Source organism: Pseudomonas sp. IPO3774, from assembly GCF_013386835.1.
Taxonomy (GTDB): Bacteria; Pseudomonadota; Gammaproteobacteria; order Pseudomonadales; family Pseudomonadaceae; genus Aquipseudomonas.
This window is the reverse complement of record NZ_JACAQY010000006.1, coordinates 38145-60497: the sequence shown is the minus strand read 5'-3', so window position 1 is coordinate 60497 and position 22353 is coordinate 38145. Positions and strand designations below refer to the sequence as shown.

Genomic DNA, 22353 nt, shown 5'->3' with positions numbered 1-22353 from the left:
GGTTCAGGGAAGACAGCCCACTTCACAGGATTTGATCAGGTCACTACATGAATAAGCCAGCAGTCGTTCTCTTGGGTATCGTCGTCGCCATTGGTGCAATCAGTGCAGGCGGTGCCTGGTACACCGGCAAGCAACTGGAGCCGGTGCTGCAAACCGCCATCCAGGACGCCAACAAGGAACTGCAGACCTCCATGGCCGGTGTCGACGGCACTGTGACCCTCGAACTGGTCTCCCTCGACCGTCAGCTGTTCAGCAGCACCGCCCACTATCGCCTCAAGGCCCAGGGCGCGGTGTTCGGCGAAAATCATCAGGACACCGAACTGCTGTTCGTCGACCATATCGAACACGGCCCGCTGCCGTTCTCGCGCCTGGTGTCGCTGAAGTGGCTGCCGGTCATGGCCACCAGTCATTACGAACTCGAGAAAAACCCCACCACCGAAAAATGGTTCGCTGCCAGCAAGGACGTGTCGCCCCTCAAAGGCGTGGCCAACATCGGTTATGACCGCTCGGTGACCGGCAACGTTGAACTGCTGCCCCTGGAACTCAAGGACGACAAGTCGGCCGTGAGCTTCTCCGGCGCCAACCTCGACTTCGACTCCACCGCCGAAGGCAAGAAGGTCAAGGCCAGCGGCTACATGGACAGCCTCAAGGTCTCGGTTGTCGATGCCAACAACGCCAAGCTGGATGCGGAGCTGAGCGGCCTGACCATCGCCAGCAACCTGGAAAAAACCACCTTCGGTTTCTACACCGGGCAAAACACCGTCGAGCTGACCAACACCAAGGTCACCTTCGGCCCGCAGCAAGCAGTGCTGACTCTCAAGAACTTTGAGCAGAAAGACAGCAGCGAAACCAAGGACAACAACCTGGCCGGCCGCGTCGACTACAAGATCGACGAGATCGGTTACCAGGGCAAGCCCGTGGGTTCGGCGGCCATGGCCGTCAGCATGAAGAACGTCGACATCCCGTCGATGCTGGTACTGACCAAGCTCTACCAGGAAAAAGTACAGCCGGCCCAGGCCGCTGCCGCTGCTGGCCAGCCCGTGCCTGAGTTGCAACTGACCGAAGCCGAGCAGACCCTGGCCCAGGCCAACGTCGACCAACTGCTGGCTGCCAAGCCGCAAGTGGCGGTAGAAAACCTGTCGCTGAAAACCACCAATGGCGAGAGCCGCTTCAACCTGGTGGCGGACTTCGCCAAGCCGTCGAGCATGGACCTGCCGCCGGTTGAACTGGGCAAGCAAATCGTTGCGCTGCTGGACGCCAACCTGACCCTGTCCAAGCCGATGATCCAGGACGTTGCCGGCCTGCAGGCGCAGATTGGTGGTGTGACCGACCCGAAAGCCATCGAGCAGCAATCCCAGATGGCCAGCGAGATGATCAGCGGCATGGCCGTGGGTACTCAACTGGCGACCCTGGTGGGTACCGATATCGTGTCCAAGCTGCACTACGCCAACAATGAAGTGACCTTCAACGGCCAGAAAATGACCGTCGAGCAATTCATTGGTTTTGTGCTGGGCAAGTTCGGCGCGGTCAGCGGCGCTCAATAAGACTCGGCTCAAAGTGATGTAGGCCAATTCTGAACAATTGTTCTGAATTGGCCTTTTTTGTACCCCCCTCAAGGATATTGCGCCCCGGGAAAGCTTGGCCGCGTCATCAGATGCCGGCCGCCTGGAGTATCGTGCAGGTGAACTTATCGCTACAGCTTTCCCTGGTGAGGAAGCTGACGACATGTCGCGTAATATTCATCCGTTTATCCGCCTGGCCCTGTGCAGCCAACTGCTCTGGCCCGTCGTGGCATCGGCCGATGCGGCCTATGATTCGCTGATCAACCAGGCCCGCAGTGGCAACTATGGTCCGGCCCTCAACCTGTTGCGCCAAATGCCCGCCGAGCGCCAGACGCCGGGGCAGGTCAGCGATCACCTGTTGATTGCCAGCTGGGCGCGCCAGGACGCCGAGGTGCTGACGGTCTACGAGGCCCAGGGCCGCTCACGCACCCTCACCACCCAGGCGCTGGCCACCGTCGCCCGCACCTATCGCAACCAGCAGCGTTGGGAACCGGCGATTGCCGTGTATCGCCTGGCGTTGCTGCGCGAGCCGAATAATCCGGACTTGCAACTCGGCCTGGCCCTGACCCAGGCGGACGCCGGCCAGACCGCTGAAGCGGTGCAGCGCACCCGCGCCCTGGTGGCCGCCAAGCCCGACGACGCCGACCGCCGCATGGCCCTGGGTTACGCACTGACCCGTGCCGGCTCTACCTATGACGCGCTGTTCGAATTCGACCAGGCGTTCATGCGTGCCGGCAACAAACCTGAAGTCGTCCGCGAATACATCGTCGCCCTGCAACGTGCGCGCCTGCCGGAACCGGCCCTGCGCCTCGCTGCCCGGCGCCCTGGCCTGTTGGACCCGGTCACCCAACGCCGCCTCGAAGGCGACCTGGCCGCCGAGCGCGTGCGCATGGCCGAGTTCGCGACCCGCAGTGAAAAAGAGCGCTACGTCATCGCCGACCGTGCCCTCAAGGATTACGACCAACTGCTCACCACCTGGACACCGGATGCCAACGCCCATGATGACGTGGTGCGCTGGCGCATCGACCGTCTGGGCGCGCTGAAAGCCCGGGCGCGCACCGCCGAGGTGATCCGCGATTACGAAGTCTTGAAGGGCGAAGGCGTGCAACTGCCGACCTACGCCCTGCGCTGGGTCGCTGCCGCCTACCTCGACCAGCGCCAGCCGGAAAAGGCCGCGCCGCTGTATCGCCAGGCCCTGGCGGCAAGCGATGCGGACGCCGGCGATCACGTCGAAGACAGCACCGCGCTGTTCTACGCCCTGCTCGAAAACGATCAAGTGGTGGAAGCTCGCGAAGTCGCCGACAACCTGGCGAGCACCCAGAAACCCCGGGTCGAGCTCAAGGGCTTGCCCATCGGCAACCCCAACGACGCCTGGATGGACGCCCAACAATTGGCCGCCCAGGCCGGCACCTATGGCGCCGACCTGCCCGCCAGCGAAAAAGGCCTGGAAGCCCTGGTGCAACAGGCCCCGGGCAATATCGGCCTGCGCCTGGCCCAGGCCGATATGTACCGTGCCCGCGACTGGCCACGGCGCGCCGAAAACACCCTCAAGGAAACCGAAGCCCAGGCCCCGCGCGACATCGGCCTGGAGGTTTCCCAAGGCCACACTGCCCTCGATCTGCAGGAGTGGCGCCAACTCGATGCACTCACCGACGACGTGGTCGACCGCGCCCCGGACAACCGCCAGGTACAGCGCCTCAGCCGCCTGCGGGATGTGCACGACATGGCCGAATTGCGCGTCGAGGCCTACACCGGCAAAAGCAACGGCGGCGGCGATGACGGCGCGGGCGCGGTGTCCGGCAGCCGCGATTTCGGCATCGAAACCTTGCTCTACAGCCCGCCCATCGATGAAGACTGGCGCGTGTTTGGCGGGGCCGGCTACGCCACCGCCGATTTCGAAGAAGGCACCGGCCAACACCGTTGGCAGCGCCTCGGTGTAGAGCGGCGCACCCGCGACATGACCCTCGAAGCCGAGGTCTCCAACCACTCCTACGGCTTTGGCGACAAGCAGGGCGCACGCATCGCGATTGCCCGCGACATCAATGACCAATGGCAGTACGGCGGCAGTCTCGATTACCTCTCCGCGAGCACCCCGCTGCGGGCACTGAATGCCGACATTACTGCCAACGGCGGCAGCGGGTTTATCCGCTGGCGCGCCAACGAAAGCCGCGAATGGAAACTGGCCCTGAGCCCGTCCCACTTCAGCGACGGCAACAACCGCCTCGAAGCGCTGCTCACCGGTCGCCAGGGCGTGTACAGCTCGCCGGGGGTGCAAGTCGACCTGGGCCTGGAAGTCGGCACCAGCCACAACACCAAGGAGGACACGCCGTACTTCAACCCGCGCTCGGACTTCAGCGTGCTGCCCACGGCCACCGTCAACCACGTGCTCTACCACCGCTACGAAACCCAGTGGAGCCAGCAGTTCCAGGTGGGGGCGGGCACCTACAGCCAGCGCGACTACGGTACCGGCGGCGTTGCACTGGTGGGCTACGGCCAGCGGTTTCGCTGGAACGACGTGCTCGAAACCGGCGCCAACCTCAGCTGGATCAGCCGACCTTATGACGGTGAGCGCGAAAGCGACCTGCGCCTGATCGTCGACCTCACCTACCGCTTCTAGAAGAGTCCGATCATGCCTGTCTTGTCCCGTTGCCTGTTGGCCCTGGGGTTAATGCTGAGCAGCGCTTGCGCCCAGCAACCCGCACCTTTCACCCCACCCGCCGAGCGGCTCAAGCCTGCCAGCGAAGCGGCGTGGCCGAAGAACCATTTCCTCGGTATCGCCTACCACGACATCGAGGACCGCGACCCCGATCAGGCCGTCGTGGCCGTGCGCACCGAACGTTTGATCGAGCAGTTGGCGTGGCTGCGGGAAAACGGCTACCAGCCCGTCACCGTCGACCAGATTTTGGCGGCCCGCAACGGCGGCCCGGAGTTGCCGGCGAAGGCGATCATGCTCAGTTTCGATGACGGCTACGCGAGCTTCTACACCCGTGTGATGCCGATCCTGCGCAGCTACAACTGGCACGCGCTGCTGGCGCCGGTGGGTTCGTGGGTGGATACGCCGCTGAACCAGCCGGTGGATTTCGCCGGTACACCACGCCCGCGTTCGGACTTCCTGACCTGGCAGCAGGTGCGCGAAATCGCCCAGTCCGGCCTGGTGGAAATCGCCGCGCACACCGACGCCAATCACAAGGGCGTGCTGGCCAACCCACAGGGCAACCTGCAACCGGCCGCCACCACCCGACGCTTTGACCCGGCGACCCATCGCTACGAAACCGAAGCCCAGTTCCAGGCGCGGATGCGCACCGACGTGACGGCGATCTCCAACAAGATCCGTGCCGTCACCGGCAAGGCGCCGCGCGTGTGGGTGTGGCCTTACGGCGCTGCCGATGGCACCTCGCTGGCGGTGGTGGGCGAGCAGGGTTACCAGATGGCCCTGACCCTGGAAGACGGTCTCGACAGCCTCGGCAACCTGATGAGCAGCCCGCGCTTCCTGGTGGCCTCCGACCCGGACGGCGAACACTACGCCAACGCCATCGTCGCGACCCAGACTGAAGCCCCGCTGCGGGTGCTGCATGTGGACCTGGACAACGTCTACGACCCGGACCCGGAACAGCAGGTGCACAACCTCGACAAACTGATCCAGCGCGTGGTCGACATGGGCGCCAGCACCGTGTTTCTGCAGGCTTTCGCCGACCCCAAGGGCGATGGCCTGGTGCGTTCGCTGTACTTCCCCAACCGCCATTTGCCGGTGCGCGCCGACCTGTTCAACCGCGTCACCTGGCAACTGCGCACCCGGGCCCACGTGAACGTATTTGCCTGGATGCCGGTGCTCAGTTTCGCCCTCGATTCGAAGCTGCCCCGCGTCACCCGTTGGGACCCGCAAACCGGCAAGGTCGCCATCGACCCGGACCAGTACCAGCGCCTGTCGCCGTTCGATCCGAAAGTGCGGCAGGTCATCGGTGAGATCTACGAAGACCTGGCGCGCACCAGTGCCATCGACGGCGTGCTGTTCCACGACGACGCGGTGCTGTCGGACTTCGAAGACGCCAGCCCGCTGGCGCTCAAGGCCTACGCCGCCAATGGCCTGCCGGACACCATCGAAGCCCTGCGCGCCGACCCTGCGGTGATGCAGCGCTGGACGCGTTTCAAGAGCCGCTACCTGATCGACTTCACCCATGAGCTGACGGCCAAGGTCCGCAAGCTGCGCGGCCCGCAGGTGCAGACCGCACGCAATATCTTCGCCGAACCGATGCTCAACCCGGGCAGCGAAGCCTGGTTCGCGCAGAACCTCGACGACTTCCTCACCAGCTACGACTGGACTGCGCCGATGGCCATGCCGCTGATGGAAGGCCAGGACCTCAAGGGCTCCAACGCCTGGCTGGAAAAGCTCGTGGCCACCGTCAAGGCCCGCCCCGGCGCGCTGCAACGCACAGTCTTCGAGTTGCAAGCCAAGGACTGGCGCACCTCGGCCGCCCCCGATCTGGACGGTGCACAAATGGCCGAGTGGATGGGCGTGCTCAAGCGTCAGGGCGTGACCAGTTTTGGCTACTACCCCGACAACTTCCTGGAGAATTCGCCGGATCTGAAAACCGTGCGTCCGGCCCTTTCCAACCAGTGGAATCCTTGACTCATGTTCGACAGAATCCTCGCGCTTATCGTCTTGTCATTGGTATTGGGTGTGCCCCTTGGGCTGATCTTTTTGGTCACCGGGCAGTTCCTGATGGACTTCGTCTTCTTCTATCCGCTGTTCATGTCCGGCTTGTGGATCGCCGGCGGCCTGTACTTCTGGCTGCACTGGGAGCGCCACTGGCCGTGGGCGGATGACACCCCCGCGCCGGTACTCGCCGGTGAGCCGCTGATCTCGATCCTGATCCCTTGCTACAACGAAGGCGACAACGCCGCCGAAACCATCGGCGCCGCGTTGGCCCAGCAATACCGCAACATCGAAGTGATCGCGATCAACGATGGCTCCAGCGACAACACCGCCGCCGTGCTCGATGCGTTGGCCCTGAAAGAGCCGCGCCTGCGGGTGCTGCACCTGGCGCAAAACCAGGGCAAGGCTGTGGCCTTGCGCATGGGCGCGGTAGCAGCGCGCAGCGAATACCTGGTGTGCATCGACGGCGATGCGTTGCTCTCGCCGAACACCGCGGCGTACCTGGTGGCGCCGATGCTCGACAACCCGCGCCTGGGGGCGGTCACCGGCAACCCGCGCATTCGCACGCGCTCCACCTTGATCGGGCGGGTGCAGGTGGGCGAGTTCTCTTCGATCATCGGCTTGATCAAGCGCACCCAGCGGGTCTTCGGGCGGATCTTCACCGTCTCCGGCGTGGTGGTGGCGTTTCGGCGGGCGGCCCTGGACCGGGTCGACTACTGGAGCACCGACATGATCACCGAAGACATCGACGTGAGCTGGAAGCTGCAACTGGACCACTGGAGCATCTTCTACGAGCCTCGCGCGCTGTGCTGGATCCTGATGCCGGAAACCCTCGGCGGCCTGTGGAAGCAACGCCTGCGCTGGGCCCAGGGCGGCGCTGAAGTGCTGTTCAAAAATATTCGTGGCATCTGGCAATGGCGCCATCGCTACCTGTGGCCGCTGCTGTTCGAGTACTGCCTGTCCACCGGTTGGGCCTTCACCTTTTTGCTCTCGGTGATTTTTTGGGCCGTGGGCAAGGTGGTGACGCTGCCCGCCGCCATCGCCGTCGACTCGCTGATGCCGCCGGCCTTCACCGGCCTGCTGCTGGCGGTGGTATGCCTGGTGCAGTTCGCGGTGAGCATCATGATCGACCGGCGCTATGAAAAGGGCCTGTGGAAAACCCTGTTCTGGACCGTCTGGTACCCGTTGGTGTTTTGGCTGGTGAGCCTGTTCACCACCCTGGTCAGCTTCCCCAAGGTGCTGTTCCGCCAACACCAGAAACGCGCGCGCTGGGTCAGCCCGGATCGCGGAATCAAAGCCCCCACTACGGATGTGCAGCCATGAATCTGATCCGAACCCAACAGCGCCCGGTGATGTGGGCCATCGACGTATTCCTGACCCTGCTGGCCTGGGCCGGGCTGATTATCCTGCTGGTGCGCGGGCTGGTGCCGATGCTCGACAGCCACGGCGGCCCGCGGGTCGATGCGCCGATTTTCGCGGCGCTGGATACCTTGCAGATCTACCTGTGGATTGCCGTGTTCAACGCGATGGTGCTGATCAGTTGGGCACGCTACCAGCAGCGACGTGGCAAGCACTTTGCCCAGCGGCGCTCGGCGGCCAAGGCCTTGAGCGACCAGCATTTGAGCGACAGCTTCAGCCTGGGGGAAGGGGACCTGGAGCAACTGCGCCGCCCGGGTGTGCTGGTGATTCATAACGACCACGAAGGGGGCGTGCAGGAAGTGACAGCCCATGTGTCCCGGCATGTGGAGCGGCCAGGGTTGAAGTTGGTAGCGGGGCAGGAGCGGACCAAGGAGGTTGGTTAACCGGGATATCGAAAAATGGGATCCAATTCACAAAATAACCGCGAACTTTTCTCATCTTTTGGCTACTAACCAGTCTTGATACCGCATTGATGGCCAAGTAATGGCAATTGTAAGCGCCATCATTGGAGGTGTATCAAAACTGTTACCGCTTGTCGGAATAAAAATTCCAATTGCAAGCAATTAAACGTTGCATGATTTATTTATTGTTAATAATCAGCAACTTATATGCCTGTTAAACATAGCTTCCCACTAAGCCAGAATCTTGGCCCACCGGAAGTTCGATGTTAGTTTGCCGGCCCCCGCTTTTTCGACGGATCGAACATGTCTTTATTATTGCCACGGACTCGGCTGCTGCTGGGCGTTTGCCTGCTGACTTGCTTCGCACTCAATAGTGCGGTGGCGGCGCCTACGCCTGGCGATCAGGACCTGATCCGCGACCGGCAAAACCGTCTGCTGGAAGAACAGCGCCGGCGCCTTGAAGACCTCAAGGAACTGCCCGGCAAAGAAGCCAAGCCCCAAGCGCCTGCCACCCCGGCCGACACCCGTTGCTTCCCGATCAAAGACATCGAACTCAAGGGTGCCGACAGCCTGCCTGCACCGGACCGCGAGCGCCTGCTCAAGCCGTATATCGGCCAGTGCCTGGGCGTCTCCCAGCTCAACCAAGTGCTCAAGTCGATCACCGACTACTACATCGACAAAGGCATGGTTACCAGCCGTGCTTACTTGCCGCAGCAGGACCTTTCCACCGGCCACCTCCAGGTGTTGGTGGTGGAAGGCAAGCTCGAAGGCTTGAAGGGCGCCGACGGCAGCAACCTGTCCCCGCGCGAGCTGGCCATGGCCTTCCCCGGCAAGGTCGGCGAGCAGCTCAACCTGCGGGAAATCGAGCAGTTGGTGGACCAGTTGAATCGCTTGCCGTCCAAGCAGGCGCAAATGGAACTGACCCCCGGAAGCCAGGTGGGCGGCAGTGAAGTGCAGGTCAGGAACGTCCCGCAGAAGCCCTGGCGCGCCAGCCTGTCGCGCAATAACGACGGGCAGAAAAGTACTGGCGAACAGCAGTGGGGCGCCGGCCTTGAGTGGGACAGCCCCCTGGGCCTGGCCGACCAGTTGGTGTTGCGCGGTGGCCACGATGGCGTCAGCGACCATCAGAAAACCTCGAAAAACACCATGCTCTACTACAACGTGCCGTGGGGCTGGTGGAACTTCAGCTACACCTACAGCGAGAGTGATTACCGCACCTTTGGCGTAACCAACGACTTTAAATTCAAGCAGAACGGCGACAACGAAAACCACCAACTGCGCGCCGAGCGCGTGATCCATCGTGACGACGTGAGCAAGACCTCGGTGAACGTCGGCCTGTCGCACCTGCGCACCAACAACTACATCCTCGACGTGCGCACCGAGCCCAGCAGCAACCGCCTCAGTGAACTGCAACTGGGCATCAACCACGGTCGCCGCATCGGCAATGCCTTCGTCAACCTCGACCTGGGCATGCAGAACGGTATCGGCGCCTTCGATGCCCAAGCTGAAAACGAGCGCGATCAGTACGGCAATCGCCTGCCCAACGCGCGCTACCGCAAATACACCGCCACCGTCAGCTACTTGCAGCCGTTCACGCTATGGGGTGAGTCGTTCAGTTTCTCCAGCCTGGCCACCGGCCAACGCAGTGAAGACATTCTGTTCAGCCCCCAGCGCATGAGCCTCGGCGGCTCGGCCTCGGTGCGCGGTTTCAAAGACCAGCAGCTCACCGGCGACAGCGGCGGCTACTGGCGCAACGACGTGCGCTGGGCGCGCCCGGTGACCTGGGACTGGATGCGCCCGGCCTTTGCCGAATACGGCGCCAGCGTCGGCTACGACCAGGGTGTGATCAGCAACGACCGCTATAACGGTGAAGTGCATGGCCGGGTCTCGAGCAACTCGCTGGAGTTGTTCGCCCGTGGCAAATACGTCAGCACCAGCGTGACCTTTGCCCATTCCCTGGAACGCCCGGCAGTGATGAGCGAGCGCGAAGCGCCGATCTACTTCCGCATGGATTTCTTCCTGTAATTCAACGCCCCGTTACATCGAGAATATGACAATGGATGTTCGCCACTTTGCCTTCCTGGCCCGCCAACCTTCTGCTGCGCTGAAACCGCGAGACTCGTTCTTCGGCCTGCCCAAGCGCGGTTTGGTGCTGATCCTGGCCAACGCGCTGTTCTGGCAGCCGCTGCTGGCCCAGGCCGGAGGCATTGTGGTCAGTGCGCCGGGCACCACCGTCGGCCAGGCCGGCAATGGCGTACCGGTGGTGAACATCGCCACCCCCAATGGCAGTGGCTTGTCCCATAACCAATTCAAGGACTACAACGTCGGCCCCAACGGCGTGATCCTCAACAACGCCAACGGCCCCATGACGAACACCCAGCTGGGTGGCTACATCGTCGGCAACCCCAACCTCAAGGGCGGCGCGGCCAGCGTCATCCTCAACGAAGTCAACGGCGGCAGCCCCAGCCAACTGCGCGGCTACACCGAAGTGGCGGGCCAGTCGGCCAAGGTCATCGTCGCCAACCCGTACGGCGTTACATGCAGCGGCTGCGGCTTCATCAACACCCCCAACGTGACCCTCACCACCGGCAAACCGGTGCTCGACGCCAGCGGCCAGTTGCAGCGCTACCAGGTTGACGGCGGCGCCGTGACCATCGACGGCGAAGGCTTGAATGCCAGCAACGTCGACCGCTTCGAAATCATCACCCGCTCGGCCAAGATCAATGCGCAGATCAACGCACGAGAATTGACTGTCATTGCCGGGCGTAACGACGTCGATGCCAACAGCCTGAAAGCCACCGCGCGCGCCGATGACGGCAGCGCAAAGCCCGAGCTGGCCATCGATTCCTCGGCATTGGGCGGCATGTACGCCGGTGCGATCAAACTGGTGGGCACCGAGGCCGGCGTAGGGGTGAAACTCGACGGTACGCTGGCCGCCAGTGGCGGCGATATCCAGCTGGATGCCAACGGGCGCCTGAGCATGGCGCAGACGGCGACCACCGGTAACCTCAAGGTCACCGCGCAGAACGTGAACCTGACCGACAAGGTCTACGCCGCCGGCAATGTGCAGGTGAGCAGTGCTGAAGAACTGGTCAACCAAAAGAGCCTGGCCGCTGGCCAACGCATCGAACTCAACGCCACCACCGTCACCAACCCGGGCATCATCGAAGCAGGCGTGCAGGCCGATAACAGCCGCAATGCCACCGGCGATGTGGTGGTGAATACGCAAACCCTGAACACCAGCGGCAACGTCCTGGCCAGCCGCTCGCTGAGCGCCACGGCCACCCGGGAACTGAACAACCAGGGCGCAGTGATCCAGGGTAAAACCGTCACGCTGAACAGTGCCAGACTGACCAGCCAGGGCGCCACCGCGCGGGTGTATGGCGAGCAAGCGCTGGCGATCAACGCGCCGGCCATCGTCAACCTCGGCGGGCTGATTCGCTTCGGTGCCGATCAGGCGGCAACGCTGCAAACCGATTCGCTGGATAACCGCCAGGGCCATATCCAGGTCGCGGGCGGCAGCTTGACGCTCAACAGCGGCACGCTGAATAACACCGGCGGGCAGATTGTCGCGGGCAACCTCGGTGTGACAGCGGACACGATCAACAACCAGAACGGTTTCCTGGTTGCCGACGCCGTGACGGTCAACGCCGCCCGCCTCGACAACAGTGCCAAGGGCTTGATCAGTGCCGAGAAAGGCGCGCTCAACCTCACCGTCACCAACACCTTCAACAACAGCCAGGGTCATGCCCAGGCTGGCACTGACTTGCACCTGCGCGCCGGTGACGTCGCCAACCAGGACGGCAAGCTGGTGGGTGGGCAACTCACCGCTACCCTCGGCAGCCTCAGCAACAACGACGCAGGTGTACTCAGCGCGGATGCCGGCAAGTTGACCTTGACCGTCGCCCAACAGCTGAACAACGCCAAAGGTCACTTGCAGGCCGCCCAGGGCGACATCGAGCTGCACGCCGCGAGCCTGGATAACCAGGGCGGCGCCATCATCGGCAAGCAGTTGCTGCTGGATGCGCGAAGCGGGCAGATCGACAACCGCGCCGGGCGTATCGTCGGTGACCAACTGGACGTACGCGCCGGCGGCCTCGACAACCGCAGTGCCGGGTTGCTGGCCGGTGGTGTGCCGGGTGTGAGCGTGGTGCTGGGCGACCAATTGCTCAACACCCAGGGCCGTATTCAAAGTGAGGGTGACCTGCTGCTGACCGGCAAGCGCCTGGGCAACAGCGCCGGGATCCTGCTGGGCAAGGCCCTCACTGTCACCGCGCAAGACCTCGACAACAGCAGCAAGGGCGCGCTGGTCAGCAATGACGGCGACATCACCCTCAACATCAGCAACCTGCTGACCAACACCAACGGCATGATCGACGCCGCCGAACGCAGTGTGCTGGTCAAGGCCTTGACCACCCTCGACAACCAGGGCGGCACCTTGCGGGGCAAGCGCCTGGATATCGCGGCGCAAACCCTCGACAACGACCAGGGCCAACTCCTGGCCGGCAATCAGGGCGTGAGCTACCGCGGCCAGGACCTGAGCAATCGCCAGGGCATGATCCTCAGCGGTGGCGCGGCGGTCGACCTGACGCTGGGCACCTTGAACAACCAGGGCGGCACCGTGCAGGGCGATAGCTTGACGGTGACAGCCGACAGCGTCGACAACAGCCAAGACGGCACCAAGGCCGGCGCGTTGACCGCCTTGAAGAGCGACCTGCAACTGACGGTCGAGGCCTTGACCAACCGGGGCGGCAAACTGTTCGGCAAGGAGCACGTCACCGTCTCCGGCGCCACCCTGGACAACAGCGCCAACGGCCAGATCAGCGGCAATCAGCTCAGCCTGACCTCGCGTACCCAACTGACCAACCAAGGCGGCCTGATTGAGTCCAACCAGGGCCTGACCTTCAATGGCGGCAACCTCGACAACAGCGCGGGTGGCCAACTGCGGGCGATGGAAGGCGCCAGCAGCACGCTGACGGTCACCGACCAACTGAATAACCAGAACGGCATTCTTGAATTCGGCAGCCAGGCCTTCAGCCTCAGCGCCGGGCATCTGAATAACCAGGCCGGGCAACTGCAGCACGCTGGCACCGGCGTGTTCAGCCTCAATACCAGCAGCCTCAGCGGCAGCCAGGGCAGCATCAATGGCCTGGGCACTGCCGACTGGTCGTTCGGCCGGGTCGATGGCCTCGGCCGTGTGCAACTCAATGAAGCCTTGCACTACACCAGCACCCAGGGCCTGAGCCTCAAGGCCGGCGACCGCCTGGCCAGCGCCAAGGGTCTGACCCTGGATGTCGCCAGCCTGGATAACGCGGGCGAGTTGCTCAGCGACGGTGACCTGAGTGTCAACCTGACCGGCGACATGACCAACAGTGGCCGCCTTTCGGCCCAGCAAAAACTGAGCGTGGTCGCCAACAACCTCAGCCAGAACGGCGGGCGTTTGGCCGGCGGCACCACCACCCGCATCACCCTGGGCGGTACGCTGGATAACCTCGGCTACCTCACCGCACGCCAGCAACTCGACATTGCCGCCGCACACATCAACAACCGTGGCACCCTCGGTTCACAAGGCAACGTCAACCTCAGCGCCAGCAATGGCATCAGCAATAGCGCGGACACGCTGCTGTTCAGCGGCGGTGATCTGACCCTGCGCGGGAACAGCTTCAGCAACCTGTACGGCGACGTCTACAGCAAGGGCAACCTGAGTTTCGCGGCGCTCGATGGCGGCATGGCGGCGGGCTTCAGCAACCTTTCCGGTACGGTTGAAAGCGAAGGCAATATCGGCATCAGTGCGCGGAATGTGGAAAACGCCAAGGCTGAATTCGAGTTGGGCCAGACCGTCACCACCGGCAGCCTCAATTGGCAGTGCGGCCAGCACTGCGGCGGGCACGACTCGTTCAAGCGCGGTCAAATCACCATCAACCAGACCTACCTTGAATCCGCGATCAAGGACTCGGCCTCTGCACGCCTGGTGGCGGGCAAAGACCTGCTGATCCAGGGCGACAACGTCCAGAACCGCTATAGCCTGCTGGCGGCGAATGGCAACCTGAGCATCACCGCCAACGACCTGCTCAACCAGGGCGCCGCGACTCGCACCGGGCAGAACACCATCGTCATCGGCACCCCGCAGCGCATCGACACCGATGAGTGGGACCGGATGGAATACATCGACGTACCCGCCTTCAACGCAGCGGTGGCAGCGGGTAATTTCGATGAAGCACGCTTTGAGGTGCTCAAGGCCCGGTCGAGCGACTGGCGTTTCTCCGAACAAAGCAACGTCACCACCTGGACCGACAACGGCGGCCCGGGCTACACCGCGACGATACAGGCCGGTGGCGCGGTCAACCTCAACGTTGCGCGCACCCTGCAAAATGGCACGTTGCACACCAACACCCTGGAGCAACTGACCGGCACCCTCGGTGACGACCAGACCGGCATCCCCGTCGGCGGCATCAACATCAACCTGAGCAAGCACGTCAACGACGCCACCGCCCAGGCGCCGAGCAGCGTATTGCCGGTGACCAGCATCGCGCCCGACGGCCGCTACGTACCCGTGGACTACACCGGCGAGTCCTTCACCCCGGTCGACCCCACCACCGCGCCCGGCTTCCAGTTGCCCAAGGGCGACTACGGCCTGTTCATCAAAAACGCCGACCCCACCAGCCACTACCTGATCGAGACCAACCCGAACCTCACCACTGTGGCGGGCTTCTTCAGCTCCGACTACATGCTCGGCAAGCTCGGCTACAGCCCCGACAACGCCTGGCGTCGCCTGGGTGACGGGCAATACGAGTCACGGCTGATCCGCGATGCCGTGCTGGCGCAAACCGGGCAACGCTTCCTCGCCGGTGGCCTGACCAGCGACTACGACCAGTTCCGCTACCTGATGGACAACGCCCTGGCCAGCAAGGACGCCTTGCGCCTGAGCGTCGGCGTATCCCTCACTGACCAGCAAGTCGGCGCCCTGACCCACGACATCGTGTGGATGGAAAACCGCGTGGTCGACGGCCAGACCGTGCTCGTGCCGGTGCTCTACCTGGCCCAGGCCGACTCCCGCAACGTGCGCGGCAACAGCCTGATCCAGGGCCGCGACCTCAACCTGATGACCGGCGGCGACCTGATCAACGTCGGCACCCTGCGCGCCAGCAACAACCTCTCAGTGGCCAGCAGCGGCAGCCTCTACACCGGCGGCCTGATCGAGGCCGGCAACAACCTCAGCCTGCTGGCCCAGGACAGCATCCGCAATTCCATGGCTGGCGAGATACGCGGCACCCAGGTCAGCCTCACCACCCTGAAGGGCGACATCACCAACGACAACACCGCCATCCAGGTGCGCCAGGGTGCCGGCATGCGCACCCTCACCGACAGCAGCGCCGGCACCATCACCGCCCGCGAAAACCTGGCCATCGACGCTGGCCGCGACCTCACCAACCACGGTGCACTCACCGCCGGCGGCGATGCCGACCTGAAAGCCGGGCGCGACCTCAACCTGATCGCCGTCAGCGACACCAGCGAGATCCACGCCTTCAGCGACGGCGGGCACAAATCCAGCATCACCACCGACGTGAAAAACCAAGCGGCCACGGTCACGGCCGGTGGCAACCTGAGCATGGTGGCGGGGCAAGACGTCAACATCATCGGCAGCAACGCCACCGCGGGTAAGGACCTGAACATTCAGGCCGGGCGCGATTTCAACGTGGCGTCTGTCAGCGATGTGCACAACGTCGAAGGCAAGGAAAAAGACGGCAAGAAACGCATTAAGACCGCGGATGAGCAGACCACGCAGTTAGCCAGTGTGCTGACGGCGGGCAGGGACTTTACGAGCCAGGCCGGGCGCGACACCACGCTGGTGGCGAGCAAGATCAGTGCGGGGAATGAGGCTTATCTGTATAGCGGGGATAAGTTGAATTTGCTGGCGGCGCAGAACAGTACTCATACGTTGTATGACATGAAGGAGAACGGTGGCTGGGGCGCGAAGAAAGAGCAGCGAGACGAAGTAACCCGCACCACGAACGTTGGGACCGAGATCAAGACTGGCGGCAACCTCACGTTGATCAGCGAAGGTGACCAGCGTTACCAGGTCGCGAAGCTTGATAGTGGTAATGACATCATTCTTAACAGTGGCGGGGCCATCGTCTTTGAAGGCGTCAAAGACCTTCATGACGAGAGCCATACCAAGAGCAAGGGTGACCTCGCTTGGTTCAGCGCCAAAGGTAAAGGCAACACTGACGAAACGCTGCGCCAGAGTGAAATGATCGCTCAAGGGCAGGTCGTTATCAAAGCTGTCGACGGATTGAAGATTGATGTCAGGCAGATCGATCAGCAAACCGTTAGTCAGACCATCGATACCATGGTCAAAGCCGATCCGAATCTGGCTTGGCTCAAGGATGCTGAAAAGCGCGGTGACGTGGACTGGCGCCAAGTCAAAGAGATCCACGATAGCTTCAAATACAGTAACTCCGGTTTAGGTGCGGGCTCGCAGATTGTAATAGCAATTCTGATGGCCGCATTTGTCGGGCCGTTGGCAATGACTGCGGCTGCAGGTGCTGGAGCAGGCGTCGCTGTCGCGGCAGGTGCGGGAGCCGTAGCGGCAGGCGCTGCGACCAATGCGACGGTTAGTGTCGTTAATAATCGTGGCAACTTAGGGGCGGTGTTCAAGGATGTCACCTCTTCGGATGCTTTGAAGGGGTATACGATTTCCGGTGTGACCGCTGGATTGACCGCAGCTTATTTTGATGGCTGGACCGGAACTCATACTGATCAGGCGACTAAGCAAATAACGGGGCCACAGCTCAACACATGGACTGGTGTAGGGCAGTTTGCCGCGAACCAGACATTGCAAGGCGGTACTTCAACGCTGTTGAGTAAAGCATTGGGGCAGGGCGGCAGTGGGAGTGAGGCGCTGAAAACTGCGCTATTCAATACCCTGGCAGCGGCCAGCTTCAATGCCGTCGGCGACTACACGAAAAAGTGGAACATCGAAAACGGTTCAATTCCCAAGATCGCGATTCATGCGATGGTCGGTGGCCTCTTGGCCGAAGCAACGGGTGGAGATTTCCGTACAGGCGCATTGGCAGCCGGCGCCAATGAGGCACTGGTCGTACAGCTTAACGACATCGTGAAGGGCGACAAGACATTGTTGTCCATGAGTTCTCAACTGGTCGGTGTTTTAGCTGCGGCCACACAAAAAGATGCAGATGCTAGCAAATTGGAGAAGGGTGGCTGGGTGGCGAAAAATGCCACGCAGTACAACCACCAGCTTCACAAGTCTCAAGCCGATGCGTTGGATGAACAGCGACGGTTCCATCCGGAAAAGGCTGATCGTTTGAATGCGGCGGCCTGCGCTTTGGTTAGTTGCGCAGAGTCGATCCCGACCAACGATGAAACCTATAAGGACTTCAAGGCACTTCAGGATCGCGGCGCCACTTTTAGTGAGGAGATCGCGTTACTTGAGGCGACCGGCCAGTTTGGTGGCCGTAGTTGGCAGGATTGGAGCGACGATACGCTCAATGCTCACGGCAAGGCGGTGCAGGTCGTTGGAGCAAGCAAAGACACTGCCCTTGGCCTAGTCGGAGGGGCTACTGCATATACCGGGATGGTGATGTCGTCACCCGCATGTGTTGGCGTTGTTACCTGTGCCTTACCCATCGGCTTAGGAGCGCTTGGCACCACCTCGATGGTGGGGGCATGGGATTCTGCTAGCCGGATTACGGCGGATTTTAAATCCAATGAGCCCGACCGAGTGCTAGCTTCTTTCTTTCCGGAAACCTTTCCAGGAGAGTCGAGCGTAACGTCTGACCTGGCATGGAGCACGGCGAAATCCGCAGCTCAGGCGGCTCTGTTTGGCGGCGCGAGTAAATACTTTAATGGTAAGTTAGCTGGAGAGCTTGCCAGTGGTGCAAAAGGGCTAGGTTCTGCTGGTACGGGCACGACGGCGGGTAGTAATGTTGCAAGTACGACGCCTAAAGTTGATGTTTTTTGGAATAAAACAACAGTTCTAGATAGGACTGTTTATCAACGTAACGACCTCTTTGACCCAGAGGCCCTATCGACCTGGAGAGTACGAGGTAAAACTGTTGAAGGCTCAAACCTTGAGAGGATGGCCTCGGGTCGAGCACCAATTGGGTATGATGGGAAATCAGTTGAGTTACATCATCTCTCGCAAACTGAAGTTAATGGATTCGCTGGTACTCGTGGTTCACTTGCAGAAGTTGGTTCTGTTTTCCATAGCCAGAATAGCAGTGTTCTTCATGTCCCATCCAATGCCGCTCAAAGCTTTAGGTATACTCGTTACAAAGACTCTGCAGAATACAGAAACCCTACGACTGACTATGTTTCAGTTCCTACGGATTTGAATGCAAAAACATTGACAAAGCAGGCTAAAGAGTTTAACTCTTATCAGTCGGATTATTGGAAGTTGCGGGCTCGGAGCGGGGAGTAATTAGGCGTGGATTATTCGAGAATAATTAATCTTATTAAAGAGTCGGATTACGTTGAGTTTGCTGATTATGGTGACGGGATTGCTGATGAGTGGATTTATAAAGCTGAAGCTCGTCTTGGGTTGAAGTTGCCTGATAGCTATAAATGGTGGCTGAAGTGTTATTCTGGCGGGGAAATATCTGGGGAGGAGATTTATAGTATCTACGAAATGGATTTTGATAGTGTAAGGGGGGGGGATATCGTTTATATGTCAATCGTTAACGGTCGAAATGGGTTGTGTGGGAAGGAGAGGCTATTTATCTGCGAACCGCCGGGTGCAGGGGAATCATTTTATTTTGCCACGGACGATGGTCTTAATGATGGAGAGTATCCTGTTTATAGGCTTGAACTTTCTGATCAAACTTCTAGTTTGTATGCGAAAAACTTTATCGATTTCTTAGAAAAAAGAATAATGTCTTTCAGTTGAATAACGATTCTGCGTTTAAAAAATGGTTGAGAAAGGCTCGGTGCAAAAGCGACAGGAGAATTAGCTAGTTCTGGTGGGAAACCCACTGTTGAGTTATTTGGTGGGAAGAATGCTCAAACTCCTGGTGCTATAAACGTGGATGTCCGAGCAGATATTCAGTCTGGTATTCGAGCGGACGCAACGAAACTTCCTTTCAAGGATAGTTCGGTGGGAGAGATTGTTGCTAGTAACCCATTCATTCCCAAGAGTGCAGGTGGTACTAACTCAATGATGGATTTTCTTCCGGAAGCTACTCGCGTGGTTGAGCCTGGTGGAAAGATATTTGTCAACGCAAATGCTGCGAACCCTTACGGAAAAATACCAAGTGCGTAAAGGGGACGGATTTATTTAAATATTTAAAAATCCAGATGAGTTGATTAAATAAATCCGTCCCCTTTGACCCAATGTGGTGAGTTTGAAAACGATTGATACCCGAGGTAAAGGGTGGTCTTATGACATGAGAACCCATATGGACACCTTGCAAAGTTCAAAAATTACCGTGGATGGCGTACCGGCAACGAAAATTTTGGACATCCGAGTTCAACCGGGCGGAATGGCTGACGCGAGCAAGCTTATAGAGTATGGAAAGCAACGTAATATTACTGTGATTATTAAAGAGTTCGGTGGCTAATCATATGGCTGAAATTGAAATTGTCTTTAGCGAGAGGCTACATGATGGCGCTTCAGTTGTATGGGGGCGGCTAATACAACAGCTCAAAAACTTTAATGAGGATACCGTCATTGATGGCTTTACCGGCAAGAAAATAGGGTTGGCGGACGTTTCGAATTACTTGGAGAAAAACAAGTGTCAGAGTTTTTTTATTGAGCTGGCAAACGGTTCTGTCGAGTTTTCGTATGTGGCAGATAAAGCGTTTTATCGGCTTGATATGAAACACCTGGCGAATTCGATTGAAGTTGCACAGACCTTGATTGAAGCTTTAATCGATGAGCCCGGCTTTGTTCAGGCTCGAATTTACGACGCCGAGTATGATCGATGGCAAAATGCCGAGAGTCTTACGCTCTTTGAAGTTGAGCGCGTCGAACACGCTCATCTGCCCAAGAAAAGTAATGGGCTGCCTTTTCCGCTGACCCAAGAGGTCGTAGATATATCAAAAAATCCTGGGCGTTGGGTTTTAAGAAACGGCTACATTGAGGCGGTTGGCGCTTTCATGTGGGTAAGCAAATCCTTGCTTCAGTTAGTGGGTGTCGACGAAAAGAAGTTAATGGATATCGACTGCTTTGCAGTAGAAGATTTGGGCGGCGTTTTGAAGATTGCTGCCTATAATCAGTGCTTCACTGCAGCCGTAGGGGCTCAGGCAGAGAGGCAGGACTTGCTGAGAGAAGTTTTGTTTAACGCGTGAATTAGAGCGAGAATCGGGCGCGGGAAATAGGGTTCAGGCCACGGTTTTCTAATTAAAGTATTAATAGTGGTCTGACCCCCTATTTCTCGGTCGATGATATAACAGCGTAAAGGGGGCGGATTTATTTAAATATTAAAAATTTCTTATGAGTTAATTAAATAAATCCGTCCCCTTTAACCAAATGCAAGTGGTATCTGTAATAAGTGTAGTGCAGGTTTGACGGGTAATAGTGACCTGAATGGGGTGGTTAAACAATTCAGTCAGCGCTATCCTACTCTTCTGCTAAGAGTTACCGCTGAGGGAGGGGCAGCAATGCCAAATCGTCTAACAGTCCTAGTTAAAGATGGGAGAATAGTTAATGGACAATGAAGAAGCGCTTAAAGTCATTGACAGTATGATGTGGGTAAAGAAAGCCTCAATTTTCCTTCTGTTGCTTGATTATGCTCTACGTAACCTTGACTCGGCGAGTGATACGCAAAAAAAATGTCAGGAGGCAGTTGATAAGTGTTGGCGATGGTTGTCTGATCGAGGGCTCAGTGCTGATGAATTAGCATATTATCTAGACTCCGATGATATGCAGAGCGGACCGCTGGCAGAAGGAAATTTTGCATCTGAAAGCGTAGAGCAAAATAGTTTAATTTTAATATTGTTGGTGATCGGTTTTTTTGCCAATAAGGCCTATAAGATTGTAGGGCTACAAGAGCAAATGTCTGAGCCGGTATGTGAGGCGGACGAGAGCTCTGCTGTATATATTGTTGATTATATTGAACGGATAGGCTTGTCTGATAAGTTGAGTGTTTATCTATCTGCACACGTTTTGGAAAATAGGGGGCAATCCACGTTTTAATGCTGGCAGAGTTGCTCTTTAACGTAAAGGAGAAGGATTTATTTAGGACGTAAAAGTGACGGATTTGTTTAAATATTAGATTTAAAAACTCCAGCTAGGTCGATTAAATAAATCCGTCCCCTTTGCCCACTGAGAGCTTGGATCCTCGCACAGTTAGCTACGTTGAGAGCAAGCTTGGTGTGAAAATAGGTGAATTAACAAGTTTTTGCAGGAATTCTGCTGGTGCATGTGCAGAGGTATCAGCAGTAGATAAGCTTGTCAGGTCAGGAGGGAATCCAGAAAATATCAAATTCACACAGGCTTTACGTCCTAAAACCATCAGGGATGAAGGTGGATACACCCCTAAAGCAGTTATAGAAACATGCCCGAATTGTAAGGTGACTTGGCCGGGGAATAAATGATGGTTATTGATGAACAATGGGTTCCAGGATTTGGAGAAATTGTTACTTGGTTTGCGATGGACAAAGCCGGTGCTATTGCCGTCATGGTGAATAACTGTTTTGGATCGTTACCAAAGGTTTTGTTGGAAGTTACAGCTGTGGAGCAGAAGCTTGATAGCTTAAGTGAGTACTTGTGGGAAGAGTCTGGTGATTACGAAGAATATCCGAAAGCTAAAAACGGTAAAACAATTCTTGATTTATACTCTGCCTGTGCATATCGTCACCTAGACTCTAGGGCTGAAGTGGAACGATGGATAGCGGATCGATCTTCACTCCAAGCCAGGCTGACAGAATATAACCTTCCAGCAATTAAAGGTGTCTATATATACCATGCTATAGAAGGTAGTGTGTCTGGGGAGGACTTCCCTTCCGGTTATGATGGAGAGTCTAAAATGGGGGACTATTTTCGCTACTTAATCCCTAGCGTTAAGGCTGGTATAGAAGATATTCCTTTTGAGCTTAGGGGGATAGTTGTTGTTTCTGATAGTCTGGAATTTTCAGATGTGAGTTTTTGGTCTGGAAGTTCTATTGATGAGCATTTCTCTCGTATGTATTGACGTAAAAGGGGCAGATTTATTTAAATATTAAATTTAAAAAACTCCAGATGGGTCGATTAAATAAATCCGTCCCCTTTGACCCAGTCCCCTTTGACCCATTAACCCAAGAGGTTCCTGCAAGGACAGAAGGACCTACTCGGGGTGCTTCTTTCGCCACGGAGTTTGAT

The 22353-nt window shown here is 58.6% G+C and carries 13 protein-coding genes; all 13 read left to right on the top strand.

Going from position 1 to position 22353, the window contains the following annotated elements; translation table 11 throughout:
• Positions 1-47 precede the first annotated feature (47 nt).
• Positions 48-1544, top strand: coding sequence for a YdgA family protein (locus HYE77_RS02895; RefSeq protein WP_087693604.1), 1497 nt, complete (start codon positions 48-50; stop codon positions 1542-1544).
• Positions 1545-1725: 181 nt separating this feature from the next.
• The gene (pgaA, locus tag HYE77_RS02890) at positions 1726-4179 is read left to right on the top strand and encodes a poly-beta-1,6 N-acetyl-D-glucosamine export porin PgaA (RefSeq protein ID WP_177068379.1); all 2454 of its coding nucleotides are present in this window, start codon (positions 1726-1728) and stop codon (positions 4177-4179) included.
• A gap of 12 nt (positions 4180-4191) precedes the next feature.
• Positions 4192-6189, top strand: coding sequence for a poly-beta-1,6-N-acetyl-D-glucosamine N-deacetylase PgaB (gene pgaB / locus HYE77_RS02885; protein ID WP_177068378.1), 1998 nt, complete (start codon positions 4192-4194; stop codon positions 6187-6189).
• Between the two features lie 3 nt (positions 6190-6192).
• A complete protein-coding gene (gene pgaC / locus HYE77_RS02880; RefSeq protein ID WP_003218180.1) occupies positions 6193-7539 on the top strand; it encodes a poly-beta-1,6-N-acetyl-D-glucosamine synthase in 1347 nt (448 codons plus the stop codon).
• Complete coding sequence (gene pgaD / locus HYE77_RS02875; RefSeq protein ID WP_177068377.1) at positions 7536-8018, top strand: poly-beta-1,6-N-acetyl-D-glucosamine biosynthesis protein PgaD; 483 nt, start codon at positions 7536-7538, stop codon at positions 8016-8018. Before pgaC ends, pgaD begins: the two co-directional genes overlap by 4 nt.
• Before the next feature lie 321 nt (positions 8019-8339).
• Complete coding sequence (locus HYE77_RS02870; RefSeq protein ID WP_177068376.1) at positions 8340-10061, top strand: ShlB/FhaC/HecB family hemolysin secretion/activation protein; 1722 nt, start codon at positions 8340-8342, stop codon at positions 10059-10061.
• A 31-nt stretch (positions 10062-10092) separates the two neighbouring features.
• Positions 10093-18477 carry a DUF637 domain-containing protein gene (locus HYE77_RS02865; protein ID WP_177068375.1) on the top strand — a complete coding sequence of 2795 codons (8385 nt, stop codon included), beginning with the start codon at positions 10093-10095 and terminating at the stop codon, positions 18475-18477.
• Between the two features lie 6 nt (positions 18478-18483).
• The gene (locus HYE77_RS02860) at positions 18484-18942 is read left to right on the top strand and encodes an SMI1/KNR4 family protein (RefSeq protein WP_008433668.1); all 459 of its coding nucleotides are present in this window, start codon (positions 18484-18486) and stop codon (positions 18940-18942) included.
• A gap of 135 nt (positions 18943-19077) precedes the next feature.
• Positions 19078-19314: a methyltransferase domain-containing protein gene (locus tag HYE77_RS02855; RefSeq protein ID WP_256579544.1), complete on the top strand. Its 237-nt coding sequence runs from the start codon at positions 19078-19080 to the stop codon at positions 19312-19314.
• A 136-nt stretch (positions 19315-19450) separates the two neighbouring features.
• Positions 19451-19612, top strand: a complete 162-nt coding sequence (locus HYE77_RS02850) for a hypothetical protein (RefSeq protein WP_008433669.1) — start codon at positions 19451-19453, stop codon at positions 19610-19612.
• Between the two features lie 4 nt (positions 19613-19616).
• Positions 19617-20342 (top strand): hypothetical protein, encoded by a 726-nt coding sequence (locus tag HYE77_RS02845; protein ID WP_008433670.1) that lies wholly within the window; start codon positions 19617-19619, stop codon positions 20340-20342.
• 358 nt (positions 20343-20700) lie between these two features.
• Positions 20701-21189 (top strand): Imm6 family immunity protein, encoded by a 489-nt coding sequence (locus HYE77_RS02840; RefSeq protein WP_003218174.1) that lies wholly within the window; start codon positions 20701-20703, stop codon positions 21187-21189.
• A 400-nt stretch (positions 21190-21589) separates the two neighbouring features.
• Positions 21590-22186, top strand: coding sequence for a hypothetical protein (locus HYE77_RS02835; protein ID WP_023659327.1), 597 nt, complete (start codon positions 21590-21592; stop codon positions 22184-22186).
• Positions 22187-22353: the final 167 nt, after the last annotated feature.